We start from the raw sequence: 25,495 nt of genomic DNA on the forward strand, positions 1-25,495 counted from the left end.
AAAACTCAACACCGAGGTACTAATACAATATGCAAGGCGAAAACATCGATGCGGTGTGGCAATCGATCACAGCGCATATAAAGACATACGACAACATGGACTCATCGCAGATCGATGCGTTCTTCACCCGTTTGCAGCCCCAGGCATTCAGCGAGGGGTATCTGATGCTCACGGCGGATACCGATTTCATCCGCAAGTGGATCGAATCCCACTACATGCAAGTTATCAAGCAGGCGCTCGAGGAAATCTATCGTGTACCGTTCACCATTCAAATCGAAGTGGACCCCACGTCGAAGTCGCCCATCGTTCCCGCCGCAGCTCCTGCCGTGCCCGCCCCGGCTCCCGCTGCGCAGCCCGTGCAGCCCGCTCCCGCACCCGTGGCCGCCGCTCCCGTGGCGCAGCCAAGCGCACCCATGCAGGCAGAATCCGCACCGGCACAGCCCACTGCAAGCGACGGCATGTTCTCGGTCTCTTCGTACTTGTTCGATAACTTCGTACGCGGAACCTCGAATCGCATGGCCTATTCCATGGCCATCGCCGTTGCGGAAACCCCCGGCTCAAATCAGCTAAACCCCCTGTTCATCTATGGCAAATCCGGTTTGGGCAAAACGCACTTACTGCGCTCTATCCAAAACTACGTTCAGGGCAACTACCCTCACATGCGCTCGGTCTACGTAGACACGATGGAACTCGTCAACGATTACACCGACGCCGCTATCAGCAACAACCCGAAGGCATTCACCGAATTCAAACAGCGTTACGAAAACGCCGACGTGCTGCTCATCGACGACGTTCAGGGTCTGCAAGGCCGCAAGGAAACGCTGAACATGGTGTTCCAGATCATGAACCGCATGATCGACAGCGGAAAGCAAGTCGTCCTTTCGGCCGACCGCGCGCCGAAGAACATCGACATCGACGAACGCTACAAGAGCCGTTTCAACATGGGCGGCACGTGCGATATCCAGCCTCCCGAGCTGGAAACGAAGATGGGCATCATTCGCAAGTTCATCGAAGAATGCAAAATGGCGGGTGGCGGGAACTTCGACATTCCCAACGACGTGCAGGAGTACATCGCCAAAAACTCCAGTTCCAACGTTCGCGAGCTGAAAAGCGCCGTTACGAAGGTCCTCTTCGAGCTCCGCAACGGTGGATGCGAGGAAATCACCATCGAAGAAGCTTCGCGCTTGCTTTCCGACCATTTCAGCGGTGGCGCCATGAAAAAGCTCACCATTGGGGAAGTGCAGGCATGCGTCGAGCGGTTCTACAACGTAAGCCATTCCGATTTGGTGGGCAAGAAGCGTTCCGCGAACATCACGCATGCACGCCAGATAGCCATTTACCTATGCAGAACCATGATTGACATCCCATTCAAGACCATTGGCGAGGAATTCAACCGCGATCACTCCACGATCATGTACTCGTACCGTTGCGTCGACGAGAAGGTAAAGGAAAGCCGCCCGGTTAACGAAGAGCTCGAATTGCTCCGCCAAATGATCCTTGATCAGTAGGTGGGAAACCGCGACGAAAGCCGTGGGAAACGTAGTGGAAAACAAAGGATGAAAAAGGAAAGATAACGTAATCAATAAAATATGGGGAAAACGATAGCAGGTTATCAACGATGGATTTGAAATAATTTCTAGCGCTTGACCTGGTATTTCCCGAGTTATCCACCAATCCACCGTGCTTATTACTATTATTAGTATTAATTAAATATATAAAAGAGGAAGGGAAGAGAACGTGAAGCTAAGCATCAACAAGAACGAACTCCAAACTGCATTGGGAGTCGTTGCAAAAGGCGCTACTACGCGCTCAACGCTTCCCATCCTCTCAGGCATTCTCCTGAAGGCATACGAAGATACGCTTACGCTGGAAGCAACCAACATGGAACTATCCGTGCGTTGCTCTTTGCCGGCACTCATTGAAGAAGAGGGTTCTACCGTTATCCCCTCTAAGCTTATTACCGACGTCGTAAAGAGCCTTCCCGATTCAGCGGTGCATATCGAAACGAAGGAAGACACGGAAGAGGCGAAGGTTCTCTGCGATACGTCCTCCTTCTCCATCAAGACGCTCAACGCAGAAGACTTCCCTGGCTTCCCAGAGGTAAACGGCGAAGATCGCATTACCATTCCCTTTTCCACGTTCTCTCATATGGTGCGTCGCGTGGCACGTATCGTCTCGAAGGATGAATCGCGTGCCATTCTTACGGGCGTGCTTATCGAAGCGGGGGATAACATTCTGCGCATGGTGGCAACCGACTCGTATCGTCTTGCCGTAACCGATACCGACTTCGAGGGGATTGTCGATTTCAATGCCGTCATTGCAAGTTCGTTCCTTTCGGAGCTTGCATCGCTGCCCGAAGGCAACGAAACCATCGACCTCGCGCTCGCCGAGAATCAGATCATTGCCACGTATGGCAATACGACATTCGTGAATCGCCGTATCGAAGGCAACTTCCCGCGTTACAACCAGCTCATTCCCGATACGCACGAAACGCGTGCGGTATACGACACCAAGCAGCTCATGGAAGCCGTTAAGCGCACGTCGGTACTTAGCAATAAGACGGCTCCGGTGAAGTTCGACCTCAATGGCGCTTCCCAGACCACGCAGATTTCCACGGCAAGCAAGGACATTGGCGCGGCAAGTGAGACCATTGTTTCCTCCATGGAGGGTGGCGACGCCGTTATCGCCTTCAACTTTGGCTATGTTATCGATGGTCTGTCGAGCGTGGAAACCGACAAGGTGTACTTGGAATTGCAGGGCTCCCAGAGGCCCGGCATCTTCAAGTCGGAGGAAACCGAGCGTTTCCTGTACCTCATCATGCCCGTTCGCCTGTAGGTAACGCATGGCGCAAGCCGAATACTCCCCATCGCAAACGCCTGGCATGAGGCTGAGCTGTCTTTCCCTGCGCGATTTCAGGAACTATCGTTCCTTCGAGCTTTCCAACATTGGGGCTCTTACCATCTTGGTGGGCCCCAATGCAGTGGGGAAGACAAGTGCCGTGGAAGGAATCAGCCTGCTTACGGCATGCTCGTCTTTCCGTACGACGCAGGCCGCCCAAATGATCAAGTGGGGTTGCGAAACCGCACAGCTGGAAGCGAAGTTTCAAAGCTCTTCGCGCGAAGTCGACATGGGCCTTACCATTTCCGCTGGTCGCCGTTCATATCGCATGAATGGAAAGCCGCGCAAGGCTGCGGATGTGCGGGGGCTTGTGCCTGCCGTATCCTTCACGCCCGATGACTTGCATCTTGCGAAGGGTGCCGCTTCCGCGCGCCGTGACGCCATCGACAGCGTGGGCGTTCAGCTCTCTAGGAACTTCTACAGCGTGTGTGTGGACTATCGCAAGCTCGTGAAGCAAAAGAACCAGGCACTGAAGGACGAGCTTCCCGATGCGTATATTGAAAGTCTGAATGATGTGCTCGTACGTGTGGGCGTGCAGGTGCTCATTCACCGACTGCAGGTGCTCGACCGTCTGCGCCCTCATTTCCAGTCGTACTATCGCGAGATAACGGGTGGGGGAGAGGAAGCGAGCGTTCTGTATGCCCCTTGCTGGGCGAAGGATGCTCCTCTGGAGCCCGGGTCTCTTACGCGCGATGATGCCCTTGCTCAGCTAACGTCCTACATGGGCTCCCGCGCCATTGCCGAACGCGCTCGCAAGCGTTGTCTGGTGGGCCCGCATGCCGATGCCGTCACGTTTACGGTGGATGGCCACGATGCGGCGCATTTTGCCAGCCAGGGGCAGCAGCGTTCAATCGTGCTTGCGTGGAAGCTTGCTGAGGCGGCGGTGATAGCTGCGGCAACTGGCAATGCTCCCTTGCTGCTGCTCGACGATGTCATGAGCGAACTCGACGATGCACGCCGCTCGTACTTCATGAATTTCATTGCGGGCGACATGCAGGCGTTCATCACCACCACGCATACCGACTATTTCACGGATGACATGCTCGCCCGAGCCGATATCATTACATTGGATGGATCCGAAGCGTTTGTGGGAGGTGCCCGTGAAGATTAATTCCGGCAGCAGGGGTTCCGCTCCCTATCGTGGTGGGATGTCGGGGTTCCTTTCTAACATCCCCGAATTTGACGAGGGCGAAATCCGCAAGGCCCAGCGCATCGCACAGGTGCGCGACATGTGGAAGGACCTCGTGGAGCCCATCATTCTCCAGCACACCAACAACGTGTACGTGTTCACCAAGGACGGCCGTCGCGAAATGCACGTGTATGTGGACGAAAGCATTTATGCCGCCGAGCTGAACAACCGTCGCGAATTGCTGAAGTGGCAATGCCGCGAGAAGTTTGGCGAGGAAATCGATCTCTTCGACATTCACATTTCGCATGGGCGCAGCAAGCGGAACCATCCCTATGCCGAGGACGCCGATGTGCAGCGTGCCGCGAAGGCTGCTGCGCCTGTGGTGCCCCTTACGGAAGAAGAACGCCAGCGCGTAGAAGAGGCCTGCGCCTCCATTCCCGACCCCGTGCTGAAAGAGAAATTCAAAAAGGCGATGATTTCCGATTTGGAGTGGAAGAAGTCGGAGTAACGGGATTTTTCCCAAAAAAGAGGCAAGATAGGGCTGAGACGCGCTCTGAATGCCCTTAAATCGTACAAATCGCTCTATTCCCATATATGTATGGTAGAATTCTACTGTTTACCGCAAGGTTGCTCCATCCAAAATCGTTGTGCAAAGGAGAAGAGCGTGGCAGATAACAAACCATCGCATTACGATGGAAAAGATATTCAGGTTCTGGAGGGTCTTGAGCCTGTTCGCAAGCGCCCTGGCATGTACATTGGCTCCACGAGCGTCCGCGGCCTCCATCACCTGGTATACGAGGTTGTCGACAATGCCGTCGACGAGGCACTTGCCGGATATTGTACCGACATTCAGGTCTGGATCTGCGAAGATGGCAGCGTGAAGGTGCGCGACAACGGTCGTGGCATTCCCGTCGACGAGCATCCGAAGGAAAAGATCCCCACGGTCGAAGTTGTTCTTACCATCCTGCATGCAGGCGGTAAGTTCGGCGGTGACGGCTATAAGGTATCCGGCGGTCTTCATGGCGTAGGCGTCTCGGTTGTAAACGCCCTTTCCACCAAGATGATCGTGCAGGTTTGCCGCGATGGCAAGGAATACGAAATCTCGTTCAGCCGCGGCAAGACCGTCGAGAAGCTTCACGAGATCGGAACTGCCGACCAAACCGGTACTACCGTGCAGTTCTGGCCCGATGCCGAAATCTTCACCGAGACCACCGTCTTCAGCTACACCACGCTTTCCGATCGCTTCCGCGAGATGGCCTTTCTGAATAAGGGTCTGAAGATCACGCTGCACGACGAACGTGAAAAGGATGCTGATGGCAACATGTTGGAAGAGACGTTCCAGTATGCCGACGGAATCAAGGACTTCGTGCGTTACCTGAACGAGGGCAAGAGCGAGATCATGAACCCGCAGCCCATCTACTTCGACGCGCAGGGTCCTGCCGGCGAAGTGGAAATCGCCATGCAGTGGACGGGTTCCTATTCCGCTAACTCGGTATTCTCGTTCGCCAATAACATCAACACCATCGAAGGTGGTACGCACCTCGACGGCTTCAAGCAGGCCGTCACGCGTACGCTGAACGACTACGCCCGCGCAAAGGGCTTGCTGAAGGAGAAGGACAGCAACCTCACCGGCGACGACTGCCGTGAGGGTCTGGCTGCCGTCATTTCCGTTAAGCTGCACGAGCCCCAGTTCGAGGGCCAGACAAAGACCAAGCTCGGCAATTCCGAGATGCGCGCTCTGGTGAGCAATGCCGTCACCAAGGGCCTGGGTGAATACCTGGAGGAAAACCCGGGGCCGGGCAAGCAGATCATCAACAAGGCTTCTCAGGCTCTGAAAGCCCGCGAAGCGGCCCGCAAGGCTCGCGAGATGACGCGCCGCAAAGGCGTTCTGGAATCCTTCGCCCTGCCTGGCAAGCTGGCCGACTGTAGCAGCAAGGATGCTGCCGAGTGCGAAATGTTCATTGTGGAGGGCGATTCCGCAGGTGGTTCGGCCAAGCAGGCCCGCGATCGCAAGTACCAGGCAATCCTTCCGCTGCGCGGCAAGATCCTGAACGTGGAACGTGCCGGCCTTCATCGTGCGCTTTCCAGCGACACCATTTCCTCGCTCATTACCGCCATTGGCACGAACATCGGCGAGGAGTTCGACGCTGAAAAGGCCCGTTACCATCGCATCATCATCATGACCGATGCTGATGTCGACGGTGCGCACATTCAGATTCTGCTGCTCACGTTCTTCTATCGCTACATGCCCGAGCTCATCAATCGTGGCTACATCTACATTGCCATGCCTCCGCTGTATGGCATCAAGGATGGCAAGAAGAAGATTCGCTACTGCTACAACGATGACGCTCTCGCCGAGGCCATGAAGGATTACCCGGCAGACAAGAAGCCTACCGTTCAGCGTTACAAGGGTCTGGGCGAAATGGACCCCGATCAGCTGTGGGAAACCACCATGGAACCCAATCTGCGCATGCTGAAGCAGGTGAGCATCGAGGATGCCGCCGCTGCCGAACGCGCGGTCAGCGAGCTCATGGGTGACCAGGTAGAGCCCCGCAAGGAATACATCCAGCGTCACGCCAAGGACGTGCGCTTCCTGGATATCTAAGCCCCGAACGCAGCTAATCTGAAAAAGGAGTTACACGGTGGCAGACGAAACCAAAGACACCGCCTCGAACGAGGAAGAGAATAACGAAGCAACCGAAACCGAGGTAGCGGAAGAAGACCGCTCCGCCGAGGAAATTGCCATGGCGGCCCAGGTTGTTCCCGCCGATCTGAGCGAGCAGATGCGCCAGTCGTTTATCGAGTATTCGATGAGCGTTATCGTGGCGCGCGCCCTGCCCGACGTTCGCGACGGCCTGAAGCCCGTTCATCGTCGTATTCTGTACGCCATGAACGAAAGCGGCATTTTGCCCACGCGTCCGCATGCCAAGTCGGCTCGTACCGTCGGTGACGTTATCGGTAAGTACCATCCCCACGGCGACTCTGCCGTATATGACACCATGGTGCGCTTGGCTCAGCCGTTCTCGATGAGCGTCCCGCTGGTCGATGGCCATGGCAACTTCGGTTCCATCGACGGTGACAGCGCCGCTGCCATGCGTTATACGGAAGCCCGTCTGGCTAAGCCGGCTATGGAGCTGCTGCGCGACCTCGATAAGGAAACGGTCGATTGGCAGCCCAACTACGACGAGAGCCTGCGTGAGCCGAAGGTTCTGCCTTCGCGTTTCCCCAACCTGCTGGTAAACGGCAGCCAGGGCATCGCCGTAGGCATGGCTACGAACATTCCGCCGCATAACCTGGGCGAAGTCATCGACGCGACGAACCTCATGATGGAAAACCCCGATGTCACCACCGAGGACCTCATGAAGGTCATGCCCGGCCCCGATTTCCCCACGGGTGCTGTCATCATGGGTCGCAAGGGCATTCGCGATGCGTATGAAACGGGTCGTGGCTCGCTGACGCTGCGCGCGAAGTGCGAGTTCGACGAAAAGAAGAATGGCCGCCAGATGATCATCGTGAAGGAAATTCCCTACATGGTGAACCGCGCCAAGCTTCTGCAGAAGATCGGCGAGCTCATTCGCGACAAGAAGCTTCCCGAAATCTCGAACGTGCACGATGGCGCCGACCGCCATGGCATCGACATCATCATCGAGCTGAAGAAGGATGCCATTCCTCAAGTGGTGCTGAACAAGCTGTTCAAGCACACCCAGCTGCAGACTACGTTTGGCGTGAACATGCTGGCCCTGGTCGATGACGTGCCGCATACCCTTTCCCTGAAGGAAGTGCTGCACTACTACATCGAGCACCAGATGGACGTCATCACTCGTCGTACGCGCTACGACCTGCAGAAGGCCGAAGAGCGTGCCCACATCGTGCGCGGCCTGCTCATCGCCCTCGACCACATCGACGAGGTCATCAAGACCATTCGCTCTTCCAAGACCGACAAGGAAGCGCGCGAACGCTTGATCGAGCAGTTCGGCCTCGACGAGATTCAGGCTAACGCCATCTTGGAGATGCGCCTGCGTCGTCTGACCGGCTTGGAATACGAAAAGCTCCAGGATGAGTTGAACGAACTGGAAGAGAAGATTGCCTACTACAAGCGCGTTCTCGAGGATGAAAACCTGGTGAAGGAAATCATCCGTGACGAGCTTCTGGAGATCAAGAAGAAATACAACACCGAGCGCAAGACGGTTATCACGGCTTCTTCCTCCACCGACATCAATGTGGAAGACCTCATCGCCGACGAGGACATGGTCGTTACGCTTACCAAGGGCGGCTACATCAAGCGCATTCCGCTTGCCACGTATCGCCAGCAGAAGCGTGGCGGCAAGGGCATGTCGGGTGTGAACCTGAAGGATGACGACTTCGTCGAGCACTTGTTCGTGGCCAGCACCCATGCGTACATGCTGTTCTTCAGCTCGCGCGGTAGGGTGTATCGCCTGAAGGTGTACGAGATTCCCGAGGCTGGCCGCCATGCGCGCGGTACCGCCATCGTGAACCTGCTGCAGCTCGACAGGCAGGCAGGCGAGACCGTGGCCAGTGTTATCGCTACGAAGGACTTCCCCGAAGAGGAATATCTGATGTTCGCCACCGCTCAAGGCATGGTGAAGAAGACTTCGATGAGCCTGTACGACCGTACGCGTCGCGACGGCCTGATTGCCATCAACCTGAAGGAGGAAGACGAGCTCATCGACGTGAAGCGCGTGGCTCCTGGCCAGAGCGTCGTCATGGTTTCCAGCGCCGGTAAGGCTATCTGCTGGGATGAGGGCGAGGTTCGCGCCATGGGTCGCGACACCATGGGCGTGCGCGGCATGACGCTTGCCGACGGTGCCCGCTTGCTGAGCATGTCGATCGTGCGCGGTGAGAGCGACCTGTTCGTCATCACCGAGCGTGGCTATGGTAAGCGTACTCCCATGAGCGAGTATCCGAATCACCACCGTGGCGGTCAGGGCGTGTTCACCATCGCTATGACCGACAAGAAGGGCCAGCTTGCTGCTGCCAAGGTCGTGAACGAGGAAGAGGAAGTCATCATCATCACCGAAGAGGGCATCCTCGTGCGTACCGCCGTTGCGGGCATCTCGCAGCTCGGCCGCAATACGCAGGGCGTGCGCGTCATGGACGTTGCCGAAAAGGACAAGGTAACGGCCGTGGGCATTGCGGACGATTCCGAGGAACGTCATCAGCAGCTCGCTGGCGGGGAAGAAGATGGCGAAGGTATAAGCCAGGAAGCTGTCAAAAGCCAGGAATCCGCTGAGCCGGTTACCGAGGAAGGCGCTGAGGAATAGCCTCTAACCCCGGTGTTTCACATGAAACATTAAGGAGCCGGCTTCGTGCCGGCTCCTTTTCTATGCGCTGTTGGATTGTCTGATTGAGAGCTTGCTATTCGAGGAAATCGTCGGGGTGAAGGTTCTTCACGAACGAGTGGAATTCCTTGATTTCCTCTTGGTCGTCTTTATCGCTGTGGAAGAGGAAGGGGAACGACGTCTTCTGCAGAACGTCCTCGTCCATGAAAATGGGCGCGCCTTGGCGTACCGCGAGCGAGATGGCATCGCTGGGGCGCGCATCGAGTTCGATGGTGCGATCCCCCTGATGCAGGATAAGGTGGGCGTAGAAGGTCTGTTCCTTCTGCGCTACGATTTCTACCCGCAAAATAGTTGCATCCAAGCTTGTGAGTGCGTTCATCATGAGGTCATGCGTCATGGGGCGTGCGAAATGTGCATTCTCCAAAGACATGCCAAGCTGCGATGCTTCCACTACGCCCAACCAAATGGGGACAATGCGGCAGTCGCGATGCTTCTCGAAATCTTCAGTGGGACAGAGGACCAAAATCGAAGGATTTGGAGCGTTCGTAACCACTAAAGTCTGTACAGACATCTGAATCATTACGGTTTACCCCCTCATAATCCCAGCATGTTATAATCAATTGTGAACTTTCTCCATACTATCAGATTTATCTTGCACAAAAGGGGTGGGGAGGGTATTCTAATCAAGCGCGTTTTCGCGGGCCCGTAGCTCAGTTGGTTAGAGCGCACGCCTGATAAGCGTGAGGTCGCTGGTTCAAATCCATTCGGGCCCACCATTTTGTCGATAAACGCTCCACCGTGAGCCGAGTTTGCCGGTGGAGCGTTTATTAATATCTAGCAGCGAAAACGACTTACATATTTGGGGCATTAGCTCAGCTGGGAGAGCGCGGGCTTTGCAAGCCTGAGGTCAGGGGTTCGATCCCCCTATGCTCCACCAAATTTATTAGGTCCAGAAATGGGCCTTTTTCTTTTATCTTCCTGGTTGCGATTAGGAGCATAGGGGGATCGAACCCCGAGAGGGCGAAAGCCGTTAAGCATTCGCCCCAGTGGGGCGAATGTAGGCTTTCGGGCGGAGCGCGTAAGCGCGGAGCCGGGATGCTGCGCCGCAGGCGCAGCATGCGCATCCCCCTATGCTCCACCAACCATTTAAAAGAGGCCATAGGCCTCTTTTTCATTATTCTGCACAGTGCACCCCATCTAGTCCCTTGTGCTCGGCCTTACGTAGCGTTAGTACGCTACGGCCTCGCGGCGGGGCTATCTGGGGCACCCTGAGCAGAATTAGGCTGAGGGGATCGAACCCCGAGAGGGGGCGAACAGTCCAGTGGACGTTTCGCAAAGGAGCGCGAAGCGCGACGTCCGCAGACGCAAGCGAAGCGCCGCGGCTGCCGCATCCCCCTATGCTCCACCAACCACCCAAGGGGTCCTTTGGGTGTGAATCTTCGGACGCATCCGTGCTCCTTGTCGAATTCCATGCCAACGATGAAGGGTACATCATCGATGATGACGTCTTTTAGCCTTCATTCCCAGATTCCTCCTCGCGGATGCGTCTTGACCTCACCTTGGGTTCAGGTTGCAAAATGAGCGTAGACTGGATGGTGGGGTAGCTAGACGGCTGGCTCTTGTGGCGTTGAGCGCATTAGGGCGGTCCGAGGAAAAGAGTGTGACATGGCTGAGAGTTTCTATGAAGACGGCAGCGAATTGACGTCCGATCAGATTTCTTACTTTCTGGAGTGCATGAATTCGGGTGAGGAAGTCGAGGCGGGAAGCGAAGTACATCGCCTCATGACGGCTGCGTCAGAACGAGCGATGCGCATTACATCGCGTATGAATGCGCAATTCACCAGTTTGTCCCATGTGCGAGAACAGCTCGAGGAGCTGTGGATGTGTGACCTGCCTGAAAGCATGGGATTGTTCCCGCCCTTTACAACTGACTGTGGGCTTAATACGCACGTAGGCGAAGGTGTATTTATCAACGCGGGATGTCGCTTTCAGGATCAGGGCGGTATCTACATCGGAGATCGCGCGCTCATTGGGCACAACTGCGTTATCACCACGCTTAACCACAATATGGATCCGGCTCTCCGTGCAAATTTGCTGCCAGCGCCTGTGCATATCGAAGCAGATGCATGGCTGGGCGCGAATGTCACGGTGCTTCCGGGTGTAACTATTGGCGAAGGCGCCGTGGTTGCCGCTGGTGCGGTTGTGACGAAAGACGTCCCCGCACGCACGGTTGTGGGTGGCGTTCCTGCAAAGGTAATTAAAGAGCTCGCGTAGCGGAGGCCATCCACCACGCATCTGCTCGGCGTGAACAAGCTTCCGTCCCTTGTTCATGGGGCTTGTCGCAGTATCGTTACGACTTGCTCGTGGTCATTGTGCGCCGTATGCGAACCCGAAATAATAATAGGCAATCGCTTTGTTCCACTTCGAATCATGCGAAGGAGCGGGCCATGGATGCTATCAAGGCGCCTAAGAGGGATTTCCTTTGGATAGTCCTGTTCCTCGTTGTGCTCATCAATGGCTTCGAAGCGGGCGGCTATCAGGCCAGCATCTGGCACATCGGAGAAGAGTTCGACCTTTCCCTTACGTCAATGGGGCTCTTCGCTGCCATGGAGCTCTTCGCCACCATGCTCGCGCCCATTCTGCTGGGCAAGTGGGCGGATAGCGTACGGAAGTCTACGAGCATCACCATTATGCTGGGCATACAGATTGCCGCCGCCCTTATTGCCGTCTTTGCGGCGTCTGACGCATTCTTCCTCTTCAGCATCTTCTTCTTGGGGCTCACGACAAGTGCCTTGCAATTCATCTCCATCGCCGCCGTCGCGGATGCGTATCCTGTTACCGGCGGAAGAAAGGTGGCGTATATCACGATGATGTACGCCCTTGGGGCCTTGCTTGCCCCCTTGGTGGTCGATTTCTATCTTCAGCAAGGTCTTGATTGGCGTACGCTGTTCGGCATTCTTGCCGTTGGCAGTGTGTGCGTGTTGGTGGGAATTGTTCGTTGCGGTGGGGAGCCGCGCGAGGCAAGGCCCGCGCAGGCTGAAGGCAAGGGGTTTGCGGGGCGCTTCGTGCTGTCGGCAATCCTCTTGCTGAGCGTCATCATGTGCATTTACGTGGGCTTCGAAAATGGATTCACCTATTTCGTCGACACGCTGTTCACCGATGTATTGCAGTCGTCAAACGGGAAGATTGCCCTGTCGATCTTCTGGGCGGTCATGATTCCATCGCGCTTCCTGGTTGGGCGATTCGATAAGCACGCGAAGAAGATTCTCATCGCCGCCATCATCACCATCCCATGCGCGATGCTGCTGCTCTCGGCGAGCACCAATCCGGCGATGGTCATGTTCATGTGCGTCCCTCTGGGGTTTGCAAGTGGCGCGATCTATCCTTGCGTGCTTACCATCATGCTTCCGTTCGCCGGGAAGCAAACAGCCACCGCAACGGGTATTATCACGGCTGCTACAGGCATTGGCGGCGTGGCATTTACGGCCCTGATGGGGTTCATGGCCGATTCGCTGGGCGTGCAAAATGCAATGCTTGCGTTGGTGAGTTTCTTCATCCTGTCGCTTGTATCGGCGCTCATCGTCATCAAGCGGAGTAACGACGTCGAGTCCGCGTAGCTCCGTATAGCCTGATTTTCCTTCATATGCCTGAAGCGAAGTGGACCTTTAGCCTGTTTGGGGCTCATTTCCGTAAATCCTTTTCGGTACAATAGGGGCGCAGGGATACGGAGGGCAACCCATGGACCAGGCTCTTATTCGACAATACAAGCTTATTTCGTCGATTCAGTCGCAGATATCGAAGTCGTCTACGCTCGAAGAGGCCTTGCATGGGGCAATGCGCCTTATTCGGGAAGCCACGAATGTCGAGTCGATTGTTATTTGGTGCGTGGACCAATTGGATGAAACGCGGCTTCGACCGCTGTTCTGGATTGCCGATCGCGATATCTCTGCTCAGGTTTGCGAAGTGGGGCAGGGCGTTGTCGGTAAGGTGTATGAGCAACAGCAGGCGGCTCGTTATCTCGATTATTCGGGTGAATTCGCTGCTTCCCACCCCCTAGCCGAATCTGATTCGTTGGGCTTCGACGTTCGATCGATGGTGGTCGTTCCCTTTTCAAGCATACGCAGCGATTTGGGCTGCATTCAATTTATCGGCCAATCGGATGGAGCCCTGTTTTCTGAAGATGATGCCGATACATTTGAGATTGCCGTTACGCTGGCATCTCTTTCGATTGACCAGAATCAGGAAATAGCCGCGCAGGAGTGGAAGCCTGGCAAGAAGCTGCTTTCCCTGCAGGGTATTACGCGCGAATTCCAGAATGGCGATACCATCACGCACGTTTTGAATGGCGTCAACTTGGATGTATACGAAGGGGAATTTCTGGCGCTTCTTGGTGAGAGTGGCTGCGGAAAAACGACGTTGCTCAACATCGTGGGAGGATTGGATACCGCAACCTCGGGAAAGGTCTTTTTTGGCGAGCAGGACCTTACGGGTGCTTCACGCCGTAAGCTCACCGCTTATCGTAGAGAGAACTTGGGGTTTGTTTTTCAGGCGTACAACCTTATGCCGAACCTTACGGCGTTGCAAAACGTGCAGCTCATCGCGGAATTGGTTGATGACCCCATGGACCCCGAAGAGGCGCTAGCCATGGTTGGGCTTTCTGAGCGCCTGCATAATTATCCGTCGCAGCTTTCTGGCGGCCAGCAACAACGCGTGTCCATTGCTCGTGCGTTGGTGAAACGCCCGCGACTTATTCTTGCAGACGAACCAACGGCGGCGCTTGACTACGCCACGAGTATCGAGGTTTTGCAGGTGTTTGAGCGAGTGATTGCAAACGGAACCACGCTCGTCATGGTGACTCACAATGAGGAAATCGCGCGCATGGCCGATCGCATTGTGCGCCTGCGCGTTGGAAAGACGTACGAAGTCACCATTAATAGGCATCGTGCCCAGGCTGCTGACCTCGTGTGGTAGGTGCCATGAAACGCGCGCGGCTCATAGATTTGCTAACTACCATTCGTTCGACCATTGTGTCGTTCGTCTCTATCGTCATCTTCGTGGCGTTGGCGGTTGCGGTCTTTTTGGGCATTGGCTGGTCTGGCGAAGCTCTTAAGCATGCCGCACAAGAGGAATTCAATAGCAATTCTCTCTACGACCTGGAAATTGAGTTTCCCTATGGACTTACCGAAAGCGACATTGATGCTCTGCGCTCGCTTGAGGGCGTAACCGATGTGGAAGCGGGGCAGGTTGCCTACCAGTTCGTCAAACATGGCGATACGACGTACCTCACGCGCATTGCCTCATGTGGCGAGCGCATTGATACGTTCACGCTCGTTTCCGGTTCGCTGCCCACAGGCGATAAAGAGATTGCTCTTGAGGCGCATGCCGCCGCTCAAAGAGGTATATCTGTCGGCGATACCGTTCACGTGCAAGTTGAGGAGGACAAGGGATATCTGAGGGAAAGCGATTTTACCGTCACGGCCCTCGTTGAATGTCCTGCGGAAATCTCGATCATGTCTACTACGTGGGGTTCCGCTCCTATTGGGGATGGCTCCATTGACTTGCTCGCCTGGGTTCCTTACGAAGCGTTCTCGTCGGATGCGTATCACGATGGGAGCACGGTCGTGAAGGTGCGTTCGAATGCCCTACGCATGGACAATGAGTTTTCCGAAGACTACACCACCGCATCCAAGGAACTGCAGACGCAGGTGGAGGAACTAGGTTCCAGGCTGGCGAAGGACCGTCATCAGAGTCTTGTTGACGAGGGTCAGTCGAAGGTGGACGAAGGCCAGCGTGCGCTTGATGATGGGTACGCCAAAATCGCAGAAGGCGAGCAGGCCATAGCGGATGCCGAGGCTCAGCTCGCAAGCGGTCAGCAACGCATCTCCAGCGGGGAAGCACAACTGGTGAGCGCAAAATCTCTGTATGCAGCCAAAAAGAGCTCGGGACGCGCTGAGTTGGATGAGGCTGCTGAAAAGCTCGATGCAGGCTGGGGCGAGTACGAGAAAAAGGCAGGGGAATTAGACGAAGCCTTCGAGGCGCGTGATGCGCTTGCCGCCCTAGTGGAGTCTATGGAAGAGGAAATAGATTCATCCGACCCGGATTATCAGGAAGAGCTCATCGAGCTGGCTGCGATGAAGGAGCAGCTAGCTGCCATGGACGAGGGGATTGACGAGGCTTCTTCGCAGTTGGACGCGGCACTTCTCGAATTAGAGGAGGGGGAGCAGCAGTACCAGGCGGGCGAAGAGGAATATGCGTCTCAAATTGCGGCGGCTCAATCCAAGATCGACTCTTCGACCGCGCAGTTGGAAAGCGGCCGTTCCGAGCTTGCCTCGGGTCAAGCTGAGCTCGACCAGAAGAAGGCCGAGCTTGAAGACGCGAAATCTCAGGTTGCCGAAAAGGATGCAGAGCTTTCCTCGGCGAAGGAGAAGCTGCAAGACCTGAAGGATGCCGAATACGATTGGGTCGTGCTTACGCGTTCGGCAAACGGAGGCGTCATATCAATTCGCGAATACGTCGACATAGTCGGTAGGCTCCGCATCAGCATGGCGCTTCTCTTTGTTTTCGTGGGCTTGTTCGTTTGTTATTCAGCCATTTCGCGCTTGGTGCTGGAAACGACGCGCCAGATTGGCGTGAAAAAGGCAATGGGCATGACATCGCGCGAGATCACCATGATGATTCTCATGTACGCGGTGTTCTCCGTTGCCATCGGCATCACGCTGGGCATTGTGCTCGCTGCCTTTGTCGTTGAAGAAATCGTGCTTCCTACGCTTACCTCGACGTTTTACGTTACGGCCGAAAGGTGGTGGTCTCCGTGGGGAGCCACCTTGTTTGGCCTGGGAGAGCTATTACTCATCGTATTTTCTGCTTGGGCTGCCTGTCGCTTCGTGCTGAAGCATGATGCCGTTCATCTGTTGAATGACTCCCTTACCAGCAGGACGTCGCGCCTGTCGATTCTGTTGAGGCACGTTGTGGGCAAGCTGCCTATTTACACCCAGATTTCCGTGAATAATCTCCTTCACGATAGCAGGCGCGTGCTAGGTACCATTGTGGGCGTTGCGGGATGCACGGCGCTGGTGGTGTGTGCTGTTACGTTGAATAATGACGTCGGCGCCGGCATTGGAATTCAGTATCGCGATATCTATCACTTCAACGAGATTGTCACGCTCGACACCTCGAAAGATAATGCGGTCCAGGATATCCAGCGGCAGGTGAACGACTGTGGATGCGATACGTCGGTTCCCGTATTTCGAAGGGCGTTGTTGTTTCGCTGTCTGATGGTACGTCCTCTTCGGCAAACATTATGGTTCCAACCGAGCCTCAGTCCTTTGGCAGTGCGGTAACGCTCTATTCCACATCAGGTGATACCAAGGGGCAGCAATTAGACCTGGGGAGTGGGGGAGCGTGGGTCTCGTGCTCGTATCAGGAACATTACGGCGCCCAAGTGGGCGATGTCATAAGCGTTGTCGCTGGCGATGGGTCATCGTTTGATATCCCCATTGCCGGTTTCTTCCGTCATTATCTGATCGGCTACCAGATCATCATGGACGCCGAAACGTACGAATCGGTTTTCGGCGAAGAGGTCGTATCGAATGCGTTGCTCGTGCAGGCTCAGGGAGAAGTGCGGGAAAGCGTGAATTCCCTGCAACATGACGAGCGCGTATTTTCGATTGTGGATGATAGGGGTAGCCAGCAGGAGCAATTCGATTCCTTCCGGCAAGTTTCGCGAATCGTCGTATTGGTATACCTGGCGCTTTCTATTGCCATGTCAATCGTGGTATTGCTCAATCTGAACATCATGTTCGTGGAGGAGAAGAAGCGCGATCTTATCACGCTCATGGTATGCGGCTATTCGCTGGGCGATGCGAAGCGCTACATCTGGCGCGATAACGTGCTGCTTACCGTCATTGGCATCGTGTTCGGTGTTGCGCTGGGCGTCGTCACGGGCGTTATGTCCGTAATCGCAACCGAGGTTTCCTACGTGAGCCTGGTGAAGACACCCGATCTTGTGGCTTGCGTTTGCGGTATTGCCGTGAGCTCCATACTCTCTGCGGTCATGACCATCGTTGCCTTGCGCAGGGTTGGCACTCTGCAGCTTTCTGACATCAATAGGACGTAACCCGGGCTTACTCCTTACGCCCTGTTTCGCCATGCGTATCGACCTGCGCCGCGCTCCTTGTGTTCCATGCGTGTGCTCACTCGTGCGGAACGTGTGGGACACCATACGATACACACGGACGCGTGGTACGATAACGCGCGTTATTTTCTAGGCTTTTCGAAAGGGGTGTGCATTGTGAATCGCGCTGAAGCGCTGCGTTTGCTCGGGCTCGATGACGATGCCACTCTGGACGAGATAAAGACCGCCTACAAGGAAACGGCTCAGATTCTGCATCCCGATAAGTTCGCGGGAAACCGCAAGCTGCAGAAGCGAGCGGAAGAGCAATTCAAGAACCTGCAGGAAGCCTACGAGGTGCTTTCGCGTGGGGGCTCGGGTTCGAAAGCGCGCAGTTCGGCGCGATCCTCTTCCCGTTCGCGCGTGGTGGAGCTGGAATCCAAGCTGCGTGGCATCGCCGCTGCGCGCGTTCAGCTGCAGCAGCAACGCGATTCCTTCATCGACCGCAGGCGCACGGGGCTCATGCTGCTCATTGGCGGAGCCGTGGCCGCGCTCTTCGCGCGCTGGCGCATTCCCTGGCTCGCTGGCCTGGGTGGCGCCGTTGCATTCTGGGGTGGCTTCGATGCCTTTACCGCGCATCGCAGCGTAGGCGACCTAACCAAGCAAATCAACAACCTCAACAACGAGAAGAAGCAGATACTGGCAGAGCTCGAAGAGCTTGAGTAAGCAAGGATTGGCAGAGGCATGAAACAGGAACACATCCGCAACGTTGCCATCATCGCGCACGTTGACCACGGTAAAACGACCCTGGTCGACCAGCTGATGAAGGCAACCAACGTCTTCCGCGAGAATCAGCAGGTGGAAGACCGCGTGCTCGACAGCAACGATCAGGAGCGCGAGCGCGGCATCACGATTCTCTCGAAGAACATCTCCATCACGTACAACGATACGAAGATCAACGTCATCGACACGCCGGGCCATGCCGACTTCGGCGGCGAGGTTGAGCGCGTGCTCAACATGGCCGATGGCGCGCTGCTCATCGTGGATGCATTCGAAGGCCCCATGCCTCAGACGCGTTTCGTGCTGCGTCATGCGCTCGACCTGGGTCTGCGCATCGTCGTGGTCGTAAACAAGATCGACCGTCCCGGCGCTCGTCCCGAAGAGGTCGTCGACGAAGTGTTCGACCTCATGGTTGAGCTTGAAGCATCCGACGAGCAGCTCGACTTCCCCGTGGTGTATGCAAGCGCCATGAACGGCTACGCCCGCTACGAGGCAACCGACGACAACGACAACATGATTCCGCTGCTCGACACCATCCTGAAGGAGATTCCGGCTCCCGACTGCGAGCCCGAAGGCCCCGTGGCCCTGCAGGTGTGCACGGTCGACCACTCCAGCTTCGTTGGCCGCATTGGCGTTGGTCGTCTGTACAGCGGTACGCTGCACAAGAACGACCAGATGCTCGTCATCAAGCGCGACGGCGTGCGTTACAACGCCAACATCAAGCAGGTCTTCACGTTCGACAAGCTGGGTAAGGTGGAAGTTCCCGAAGCTCATGCTGGCGACATCATCGCTGTGGTTGGCGTGGAAGATGCCGACATCGGAGATATGGTCACGAGCATCGACCATCCCATCGAGCTCGACCCCATCAAGATTGACGAGCCTACCATGGCCGTTGTGTTCCAGCCTTCCGACAGCCCCCTGGTGGGCGCCGATGGCGACATCGTTGGCGCACGTCAGCTGAACGAGCGCCTGGAAGCGGAAGCCGAAAGCAACGTGACCATGCGCATTCAGCCGCTGGAAGACAAGAGCGGCATCGAAGTTGCCGGTCGCGGCATTCTGCAGATCTCCGTCCTCATCGAGACCATGCGCCGCGAGGGCTTCGAGCTGCAGGTTGGCCGTCCCCGCGTGCTCATCAAGACCGATGAGAACGGACACAAGCTCGAGCCCATCGAGGAAGCAACGGTGGAAACACCCAGCGAATACGCAGGCAAGTGCATCGAGGTCTTCGGCAATGCCGGCGGCGAGATGCTCGACATGGCCAGCAAGGGCGACCAGACGCAGCTGGTGTTCCGCATTCCCACGCGCGGCACCATGGGTCTGCGCACGAAGCTGCTGAACGCTACGCGCGGCGAGGCAAACATGTTCCATCGCTTCATGGAATACGGTGCCTATCGTGGCGAGTATGCTGGCCGTAAGAACGGCGGCATGATTTCCATGAGCACCGAAAAAGCCGTTGCCTACGCTCTTGATACGCTGCAGCAGCGTGGCACGCTGTTCGTGTCTCCGGGCGACGATTGCTACGAGGGCATGATCGTGGGCGAAAGCGCCAAGGAAGGCGATATGGTCGTGAACATCGCGAAGACCAAGAACCTGGGCAACCAGCGTTCGTCTTCCGCTGACAAGGCTATTCAGCTCACTCCCCCCGTGCGCTTCACGCTGGAAGAGGCTTTGGAGTACATTCAGGACGACGAGCTGGTTGAGGTTACGCCCAAGAACATCCGCCTGCGCAAGCGCATTCTGGATACCACGGCTCGCAAGAAGGCTAACAAGAATAAGTAGCCGCATGTAACATGCTCCCAGATGGGACCCTCCTAATCACTTAGTGATTAGGAGGGTTTTTCGTTGCAATACTCCCTTTCGTGTCTCCTGCGCCCCGCGCAAAACCCCTACGTTTCACTCAGCGGACGTCAGGAGGGCGTCCGAAGGTGAAAGGGAGGATTCTTATGGGAATCGAAAACAAGTCTCCGGAAACGACGATGGGGCGCAGGGGCTTCCTGAAGGGCGCGGCACTTGCCGGTGCCGCAGCCGTCGCGGCAGCTGCCATGCCGGGTTGCTCATCGCCTAAGTCGCAGAGCCAGAGCGCCGAAGCCACCCAGGCATCGACGCATCCTTCGGGGTATATGTGCTCGGAAGATTGGCTGGGCGAGGCTCCCGCAATTGACGAGAGCAAGATCAGCGATGTCGTTAAGGCAGATGTGGTGGTATGTGGCAGTGGCCATTCCGGAACGCAGGCTGCCCTTGCCGCTGCGGAGGAAGGCGCAAGCGTCGTTGTGCTCGAGGCACGTAACGTTGACTCCGACACGGGCTACCTGCATTACTATGGCCAGGAATTTGGGCATTTCAACAGCCAGTGGCTCATCAACCAGGGATATGGTCCGTATGACACGGGCGAAATCGTGACTGAGTTCTGCCGTCGAGGTGGTAATCGTGTGAGCCCCGCGATCATCCGCGCGTTCGTGGATAACTGTGGCGAAGCATTCGACCATTTCATCGGCCTGATTCCTTCTGACAATCATATGCTTGAAATGGGCCCGAAGGGCGAGTTGGGCCTGCATATTGCCTACGGCCGCAACCCTGAGGACTATCCCATCGAAATGGGTGGGTATAAGACCTGGGTTGGCGATGCCATGTTCTGGGGCAAGTACAGCGATGAGCCGGTGAATGGCGTTGGCGCCATGTCCAATATCAGCGAGGCGGAGAGCTTCCAGGTTGCCGAGGCCGAGCGCCTGGGTGCCAAGTGGTACTACGGAACCACCGCGGTCGTCTGCACGCAGAATAGCGACGGGGACGTGACGGGCGTTATCGCCAAGGCTGACGATGGTTCGTACATCAAGTTCGAGGCCGCCAAGGGCGTCATTCTGGCTACGGGTGACATGGGCCAGAACGGCGAGATGATCTGGAACCTCATTACGGAAGTTCCCGAATGGTGCGAGCGTCAGGGCGTGGAAGCGGGTAGCGTAACCGCCATGACCATGAATGACGGCAGTGGCCTGAAGATGGGCTGCTGGGCTGGTGGCTATATCGAGCCGGGCCCGCGTCCCACGATGAGCATGGGTGGCGGTGGCGGCGGTCCATGGGGTACCGCTCCGTTCCTGTGGGTGAATGCCGAGGGTAAGCGCTACATGAACGAGGCCGTTACGGTTGGTGCGTTTTCCGCCACCCTTAGGCAGCCCATTGGCACTATCGCCACGATTACCGACTCGAAGTGGCTCACTACCGTTCAGCGCGCGAGCATCGACCATGGTGCCCCGAACTATACGCGTCCGCAGTACTACGACGACCTGGTAACCGACATGTCAACTGTGGTTGCGGCGGGAGCGCAGGGTGGATTGGTCCGTACGTGCACCATTGCCGAGCGCATGCAGTCGACGGTCTATGGCGCCGACGATCTGGAAACGGCTTTGAAGTACGCTGGCTACGAGGGCGATGCACTGAAGGAGGCGCTGGCAACCGTCGCGCGTTACAACGAGCTGTGCTATGCCGGGTCCGATGCCGACTTCGGCAAGGATGCGGAAGTGATGATTCCCATCGACGAGCCGCCCTTCTACGTGGCGCCTTCCTCCAATAGCGGTAAGGGCGTAGCGGGCTTGGTTACCCTTGCCGGCTTGATGACTGACGAGAACCTGAATGTCATTCGCCCTGACTACACGCGCATCAAGGGCCTGTATGCCGTTGGCAATTGCCTTGGCCAGCGCTTCGGCAATGCATATAGCACGCCTACGGCTGGCGTCTCCATCGGCATGGCGATGACCCATGGTCGCGTCTGCGGTAAGACGGTGGCTAACCTGTAAATTCGAAGCACTTAGGCTCGACGACACCCTCCCCGTCGAGCATCGCTCGAGTGCCCCGCTTGCGTCATACATGCAAGCGGGGCATTTGCGTTGATGCTATTCGTTTTCGATGAGGTCGATGATTTCCTGCCGCGAGCCAATCCCCAGCTTTTCGTGGATGTGGCGGGTGTGGGTTTTCACGGTGTGGGGCGATATGCAGAGCGTGTCGGCTATGTACGTGGACGATCTGCCGCGCGCAATGTAGGACAGCACTTCGCCTTCTCGGGGCGTGAGATTGTACTGCTGTGCGATGGCGAGGCAATGCTCTTCGATTCCGGCATTGAATGCCGCTGGTTGGCTTGCGGTGGGGCGCAAGACGAGGATTGCGTAGTTGGCAAGCAAGAACAGCATGGTGCAGAGGGGTGCGACATTGCGGGCGATGTCGTCTCCCAGATACGTGAAGGTCGCAAACCCCAACGGCACGCTGATGAGGATGGCGGCAAGCGTTATGCCGCAAAGGGGTATGGCCAAATCGCGTTCCGCACGAATGGCGGTGGTCACGTAGAGCCACGATGTAATCATGCAGCTGCTAAAGCATGCTCCACCGCCAAAGGCGAAGAAGGCGTTTGCCGGCGTGCTGCCACTTTGGGGGAAGAGCATCCAGGGGAGCAGCAAAAGCGCAGCTCCAGCGGGTAAGACGGCTTGCAGGATGATATTCAGGCTGAATTGCCGAGGCGGATGCAGGGCAAGCAAAATGGGCGGAATGGCGCAGACGGCTCGAAACGTGATTTCCAGGAGGCTGTGGTTTGCGGAAACGATCGGCGTATCAACGAATTGGGATGCTCGGGCCGAACCAGTGATGAGATAGAAGATGAACAGGCCCGCAATGGGGAAAGCGATGTCGGCGATGGCCGTAATGATGCGGGGCAGTGTGTCATGCGCGTTTGCGGGCGCAATGGCGCTTTCCTTCGGCGTCTCGTCGTTGCTCGCGAGGATGGGAAAGCAGCCAACGACGAATAGGAGCGATGTATAGGCGAAGAGCAGAGCTTCGGGGATGGCGAATGCGATGAGCTCCAGGCAGGAAGAAGTGATAACGCCAATGGATATCCCGACCGCAGCGTCTTGAAAGTCGTGTCGAGCGTATTTGGCGGCCCATTTGCATATGCTTGGGAAGAAGGCAATGGCGCAGCCTACGGCGGTGATGATGGTGATAGGCGTGGTGGTGGGCGCAAAGTGCGAGATGGCAAGGCAACAGGGAAGCAGTATCACGGGTGCGATGGGGGATGCCTTCGTAATCGCGGATGGTGCGAGATGCCACAGTGCGATCGCCGCGCACGATACGAGGACGAGCGCGCAAATGAAGGCGAAGGAGAACGAAAGCGAGGCTCCTCGTAATTCGGGCAGGTAATCAATGATGGTGAGAAAGGACGCCAGGAACGCGCCCCAGAGCAGATGCTCTGCGGCAAAAGCGGTCTTTTCGCGAGATAGTATGCGCATCCAACACCCCTATAGCAATTGATGGCCCGCACGATTATACGTTAGAAACCGTGCGGGGCATCGATTAGGAGGATGCTATCTGGTGATTGTCGACTGCTAGTCGATGGATGTCAGGTTGGAAAGCTCTGCTGCTTCCTGCGCCTGTCGCTGCATCTTCATGATCGTTACGATAACGCGATTGAGCTGGGTGAATGTAATCATGTGTCCTTCGCCCAGCCTATCCCAGAAGAACTTTGACCCGGCATAGTTGATGATATTCACCACGCGCAGAGCTTCGCGCTCGCCCCGTTCGGTAAGGGCGATGTATACCGCCTTGTTGTCGTGGGGATGCGCAAGCCGCTGGATGAGCCCCTTTTCATGCAGGGCCTTCGTAGTGCGCGTGGCCGTTGCGTTCGTGAGCATGAGCTGATTGGCCACAACGCCAATGCGCATGGGCATATGCGTTTCGTAGAGGCGCTGCATGACTCGGCATTCGGGGATGGGGTAGCCGCTTTGGGTCTTCGTCTCCTCTTCAATGGGGCGTGCGATGGATTCCAGCGCAGCAATGAGATGCGTGGTTGGGTGCGTCGCCGAAATCACGGGCGGGATGTTCTTGTCGATGGAGTGGCCTACGTGGGTAATGGCCCGAAAGAGTCGCTGGTAATTCTCGTTGCGTGGTGGCCAGGTGATCCTGAATTGCGTGACGAGCGTCTTCTCGCTTTCGTTGACGTAGGCGATCCCCTGCGGCGTGATGGCGGCAATGCGTGCGCGCGCATCTTGCTCGCTTTCTCGGCGATGCGTGAACATGAGCGTGTCGAGTTGGGGGAACGCGTTTGCTATCACGTTTGGTTTCACGTGAAGCAGCGTGCTGAGCTCCGATTGGGGAATGGTTCCCGGATGCGCGAAGAAGAGCTCGATGAGCATGCGATACTGCGTTGCGCTCAGTACGCCTTCGGCTTCCAAAACCTGGCGTAGCGCATTGCGCTCCATGGAAAACGGGATGAAATACGTTGATGTAAATGCCGCCTGTTCGGCCTGCTGAGCCATTGCTGCGTGTGCCATGCTGATACCCCTACCCGTCGTTCAGCTATGCAAGTATTTTATTGCGGGGGCATAGCATGGGCGCACGTCATTCAGGTATTGTTGATGTTTGGAAACTAAATGTAACCGTTCTGGTGTCTTTTGAATTTCGCGACTTCCTTGCGGCTAAATTGACGCATGCTCACACATTTTTACTAATTCGTCACATCGGAGTGGGGGAACAGGGCTACACTGTTAGCAAAGAGGAAGGACACGCCAAATCGAAAGGAGCACGGTATGTGCCAGAATGGTGTCAACACGGGTCAGTACAAGATGATGCTCGAGCAGATCGACGACCAGATCGCTTTGAATCGCAGGTGGGCTCACAAGCTGGGTCATGTTGCCGGTGATGCGGGCTACGAAAAGACCTGCGAGCTGATGCATCAGGTGCAGCATCTGCTCGATGACGCCCGTGCGCTTATCACCGACGCTCAGGATGCTTTGGAAGAAGACGCCGAAGCCGTGGCCAACGTTTCGGTTAAGCTTGTATAGATTCGCTAGTTGGTAAGAAAGAGGCGTTATGTCCAACGATCTCATGCGCTTTTCAGTGGCTATGCCGGAAGATCTGCTGATTGAGTTCGATCAGCTGGTGGCGCGCCGTGGCTTGGCAAAGAATCGCAGCGAGGTAATACGCGATTTGGTGCGCGAGGCGCTGATTAGCGAGCAATGCGGCACGTTGGGCATGGAAGTCATGGGGACGCTTACCATCGTGTACGATCACCATGTAAACGACCTGCGTGACAAGATCGACGGCGTACAGCATGAGTACCTGGAGAACGTTATCTCGAGCACTCATGTGCATATCGATCACCATGCCTGCCTGGAGGTAATCATCATTCGGGGAGAGACGGGCTTGGTGCAAGGCATCGCCGACCTCATTTTGGGGTTGAAGGGCGTGCAGACGGGGCGCCTGGTTCTCACGTCAACAGGTGGGCGCATCTACTAGCTTCTA

At 56.3% G+C, this 25,495-nt stretch carries 19 protein-coding genes and 2 tRNA genes; 18 read left to right on the forward strand and 3 right to left on the reverse strand.

Annotation, left to right across the window (positions count from 1 at the left end):
* The first annotated feature begins 29 nt into the window (after positions 1-29).
* From dnaA to gyrA, 6 genes are all read left to right on the forward strand, one after another.
* Positions 30-1,508 (forward strand): chromosomal replication initiator protein DnaA, encoded by a 1,479-nt coding sequence (dnaA, locus tag AAY81_RS00005; protein WP_066659806.1) that lies wholly within the window; start codon positions 30-32, stop codon positions 1,506-1,508.
* Positions 1,509-1,737: 229 nt separating this feature from the next.
* Positions 1,738-2,835: a DNA polymerase III subunit beta gene (gene dnaN / locus AAY81_RS00010; RefSeq protein WP_066659811.1), complete on the forward strand. Its 1,098-nt coding sequence runs from the start codon at positions 1,738-1,740 to the stop codon at positions 2,833-2,835.
* A gap of 7 nt (positions 2,836-2,842) precedes the next feature.
* Complete coding sequence (recF, locus tag AAY81_RS00015) at positions 2,843-4,009, forward strand: DNA replication/repair protein RecF (protein WP_082867750.1); 1,167 nt, start codon at positions 2,843-2,845, stop codon at positions 4,007-4,009.
* Positions 3,999-4,535, forward strand: coding sequence for a DciA family protein (locus AAY81_RS00020; protein ID WP_240480594.1), 537 nt, complete (start codon positions 3,999-4,001; stop codon positions 4,533-4,535). The genes recF and AAY81_RS00020 overlap by 11 nt, the downstream gene beginning before the upstream one ends.
* 156 nt (positions 4,536-4,691) lie before the next feature.
* Positions 4,692-6,632, forward strand: a complete 1,941-nt coding sequence (gene gyrB / locus AAY81_RS00025) for a DNA topoisomerase (ATP-hydrolyzing) subunit B (RefSeq protein ID WP_066659816.1) — start codon at positions 4,692-4,694, stop codon at positions 6,630-6,632.
* A gap of 139 nt (positions 6,633-6,771) precedes the next feature.
* On the forward strand, positions 6,772-9,309 hold the full coding sequence (gene gyrA, locus AAY81_RS00030) for a DNA gyrase subunit A (RefSeq protein ID WP_066664646.1): 2,538 nt from the start codon (positions 6,772-6,774) through the stop codon (positions 9,307-9,309).
* Positions 9,310-9,403: 94 nt separating this feature from the next.
* Here gyrA and AAY81_RS00035 read toward each other — a convergent pair whose 3' ends face one another.
* Positions 9,404-9,907: a bifunctional nuclease family protein gene (locus AAY81_RS00035; RefSeq protein WP_066659819.1), complete on the reverse strand. Its 504-nt coding sequence runs from the start codon at positions 9,905-9,907 to the stop codon at positions 9,404-9,406.
* 119 nt (positions 9,908-10,026) lie between these two features.
* Here AAY81_RS00035 and AAY81_RS00040 point away from each other — a divergent pair.
* From AAY81_RS00040 to AAY81_RS00085, 10 genes are all read left to right on the forward strand, one after another.
* Positions 10,027-10,103 (forward strand) — tRNA-Ile (locus tag AAY81_RS00040).
* Between the two features lie 85 nt (positions 10,104-10,188).
* Positions 10,189-10,264, forward strand: a tRNA-Ala gene (locus AAY81_RS00045).
* A 728-nt stretch (positions 10,265-10,992) separates the two neighbouring features.
* A complete protein-coding gene (locus AAY81_RS10750; protein ID WP_066659821.1) occupies positions 10,993-11,601 on the forward strand; it encodes a DapH/DapD/GlmU-related protein in 609 nt (202 codons plus the stop codon).
* 173 nt (positions 11,602-11,774) lie between these two features.
* A complete protein-coding gene (locus AAY81_RS00055; protein ID WP_066659824.1) occupies positions 11,775-12,944 on the forward strand; it encodes an MFS transporter in 1,170 nt (389 codons plus the stop codon).
* 121 nt (positions 12,945-13,065) lie between these two features.
* The gene (locus AAY81_RS00060; RefSeq protein WP_143117295.1) at positions 13,066-14,298 is read left to right on the forward strand and encodes an ATP-binding cassette domain-containing protein; all 1,233 of its coding nucleotides are present in this window, start codon (positions 13,066-13,068) and stop codon (positions 14,296-14,298) included.
* Between the two features lie 56 nt (positions 14,299-14,354).
* Entirely contained in the window at positions 14,355-16,667 is a 2,313-nt protein-coding gene (locus tag AAY81_RS00065) for an ABC transporter permease (RefSeq protein WP_169815761.1), read from the forward strand.
* Entirely contained in the window at positions 16,628-17,443 is an 816-nt protein-coding gene (locus AAY81_RS00070) for an ABC transporter permease (RefSeq protein WP_169815762.1), read from the forward strand. The genes AAY81_RS00065 and AAY81_RS00070 overlap by 40 nt, the downstream gene beginning before the upstream one ends.
* A gap of 174 nt (positions 17,444-17,617) precedes the next feature.
* Complete coding sequence (locus tag AAY81_RS00075) at positions 17,618-18,163, forward strand: J domain-containing protein (protein ID WP_066664651.1); 546 nt, start codon at positions 17,618-17,620, stop codon at positions 18,161-18,163.
* A gap of 18 nt (positions 18,164-18,181) precedes the next feature.
* A complete protein-coding gene (gene typA, locus AAY81_RS00080) occupies positions 18,182-19,996 on the forward strand; it encodes a translational GTPase TypA (protein WP_066659834.1) in 1,815 nt (604 codons plus the stop codon).
* A gap of 164 nt (positions 19,997-20,160) precedes the next feature.
* Positions 20,161-22,008, forward strand: coding sequence for an FAD-binding protein (locus AAY81_RS00085; RefSeq protein WP_143117306.1), 1,848 nt, complete (start codon positions 20,161-20,163; stop codon positions 22,006-22,008).
* Positions 22,009-22,104: 96 nt separating this feature from the next.
* On the opposite strand, the gene AAY81_RS00090 is transcribed toward AAY81_RS00085, so the two are convergent.
* On the reverse strand, positions 22,105-23,484 hold the full coding sequence (locus AAY81_RS00090; RefSeq protein ID WP_066659838.1) for a response regulator transcription factor: 1,380 nt from the start codon (positions 23,482-23,484) through the stop codon (positions 22,105-22,107).
* A 96-nt stretch (positions 23,485-23,580) separates the two neighbouring features.
* Positions 23,581-24,525, reverse strand: a complete 945-nt coding sequence (locus AAY81_RS00095; RefSeq protein WP_082867755.1) for a MarR family winged helix-turn-helix transcriptional regulator — start codon at positions 24,523-24,525, stop codon at positions 23,581-23,583.
* A 255-nt stretch (positions 24,526-24,780) separates the two neighbouring features.
* Here AAY81_RS00095 and AAY81_RS00100 point away from each other — a divergent pair, with 255 nt between their 5' ends.
* Both AAY81_RS00100 and nikR read left to right on the forward strand, forming a co-directional pair.
* Entirely contained in the window at positions 24,781-25,035 is a 255-nt protein-coding gene (locus AAY81_RS00100; RefSeq protein WP_066659845.1) for a dynein gamma chain protein, read from the forward strand.
* Between the two features lie 28 nt (positions 25,036-25,063).
* On the forward strand, positions 25,064-25,489 hold the full coding sequence (gene nikR, locus AAY81_RS00105) for a nickel-responsive transcriptional regulator NikR (RefSeq protein WP_066659848.1): 426 nt from the start codon (positions 25,064-25,066) through the stop codon (positions 25,487-25,489).
* Positions 25,490-25,495: the final 6 nt, after the last annotated feature.

Origin of the sequence: Denitrobacterium detoxificans (assembly GCF_001643775.1) — a bacterium.
Taxonomy (GTDB): domain Bacteria; phylum Actinomycetota; class Coriobacteriia; order Coriobacteriales; family Eggerthellaceae; genus Denitrobacterium; species Denitrobacterium detoxificans.

What these genes read in the sequence shown, in the direction of transcription:
- dnaA (WP_066659806.1), top strand. Translation starts at nt 30, where the DNA reads ATGCAAGGCGAAAACATCGATGCGGTGTGGCAATCGATCACAGCGCAT.
- recF (WP_082867750.1), top strand. Translation starts at nt 2,843, where the DNA reads ATGGCGCAAGCCGAATACTCCCCATCGCAAACGCCTGGCATGAGGCTG.
- gyrA (WP_066664646.1), top strand. Translation starts at nt 6,772, where the DNA reads ATGGCGGCCCAGGTTGTTCCCGCCGATCTGAGCGAGCAGATGCGCCAG.
- AAY81_RS00035 (WP_066659819.1), bottom strand. Translation starts at nt 9,907, where the DNA reads ATGATTCAGATGTCTGTACAGACTTTAGTGGTTACGAACGCTCCAAAT.
- AAY81_RS10750 (WP_066659821.1), top strand. Translation starts at nt 10,993, where the DNA reads ATGGCTGAGAGTTTCTATGAAGACGGCAGCGAATTGACGTCCGATCAG.
- AAY81_RS00055 (WP_066659824.1), top strand. Translation starts at nt 11,775, where the DNA reads ATGGATGCTATCAAGGCGCCTAAGAGGGATTTCCTTTGGATAGTCCTG.
- AAY81_RS00060 (WP_143117295.1), top strand. Translation starts at nt 13,066, where the DNA reads ATGGACCAGGCTCTTATTCGACAATACAAGCTTATTTCGTCGATTCAG.
- AAY81_RS00070 (WP_169815762.1), top strand. Translation starts at nt 16,628, where the DNA reads ATGGTTCCAACCGAGCCTCAGTCCTTTGGCAGTGCGGTAACGCTCTAT.
- typA (WP_066659834.1), top strand. Translation starts at nt 18,182, where the DNA reads ATGAAACAGGAACACATCCGCAACGTTGCCATCATCGCGCACGTTGAC.
- AAY81_RS00085 (WP_143117306.1), top strand. Translation starts at nt 20,161, where the DNA reads ATGGGAATCGAAAACAAGTCTCCGGAAACGACGATGGGGCGCAGGGGC.
- AAY81_RS00090 (WP_066659838.1), bottom strand. Translation starts at nt 23,484, where the DNA reads ATGCGCATACTATCTCGCGAAAAGACCGCTTTTGCCGCAGAGCATCTG.
- AAY81_RS00095 (WP_082867755.1), bottom strand. Translation starts at nt 24,525, where the DNA reads ATGGCACACGCAGCAATGGCTCAGCAGGCCGAACAGGCGGCATTTACA.
- AAY81_RS00100 (WP_066659845.1), top strand. Translation starts at nt 24,781, where the DNA reads ATGTGCCAGAATGGTGTCAACACGGGTCAGTACAAGATGATGCTCGAG.
- nikR (WP_066659848.1), top strand. Translation starts at nt 25,064, where the DNA reads ATGTCCAACGATCTCATGCGCTTTTCAGTGGCTATGCCGGAAGATCTG.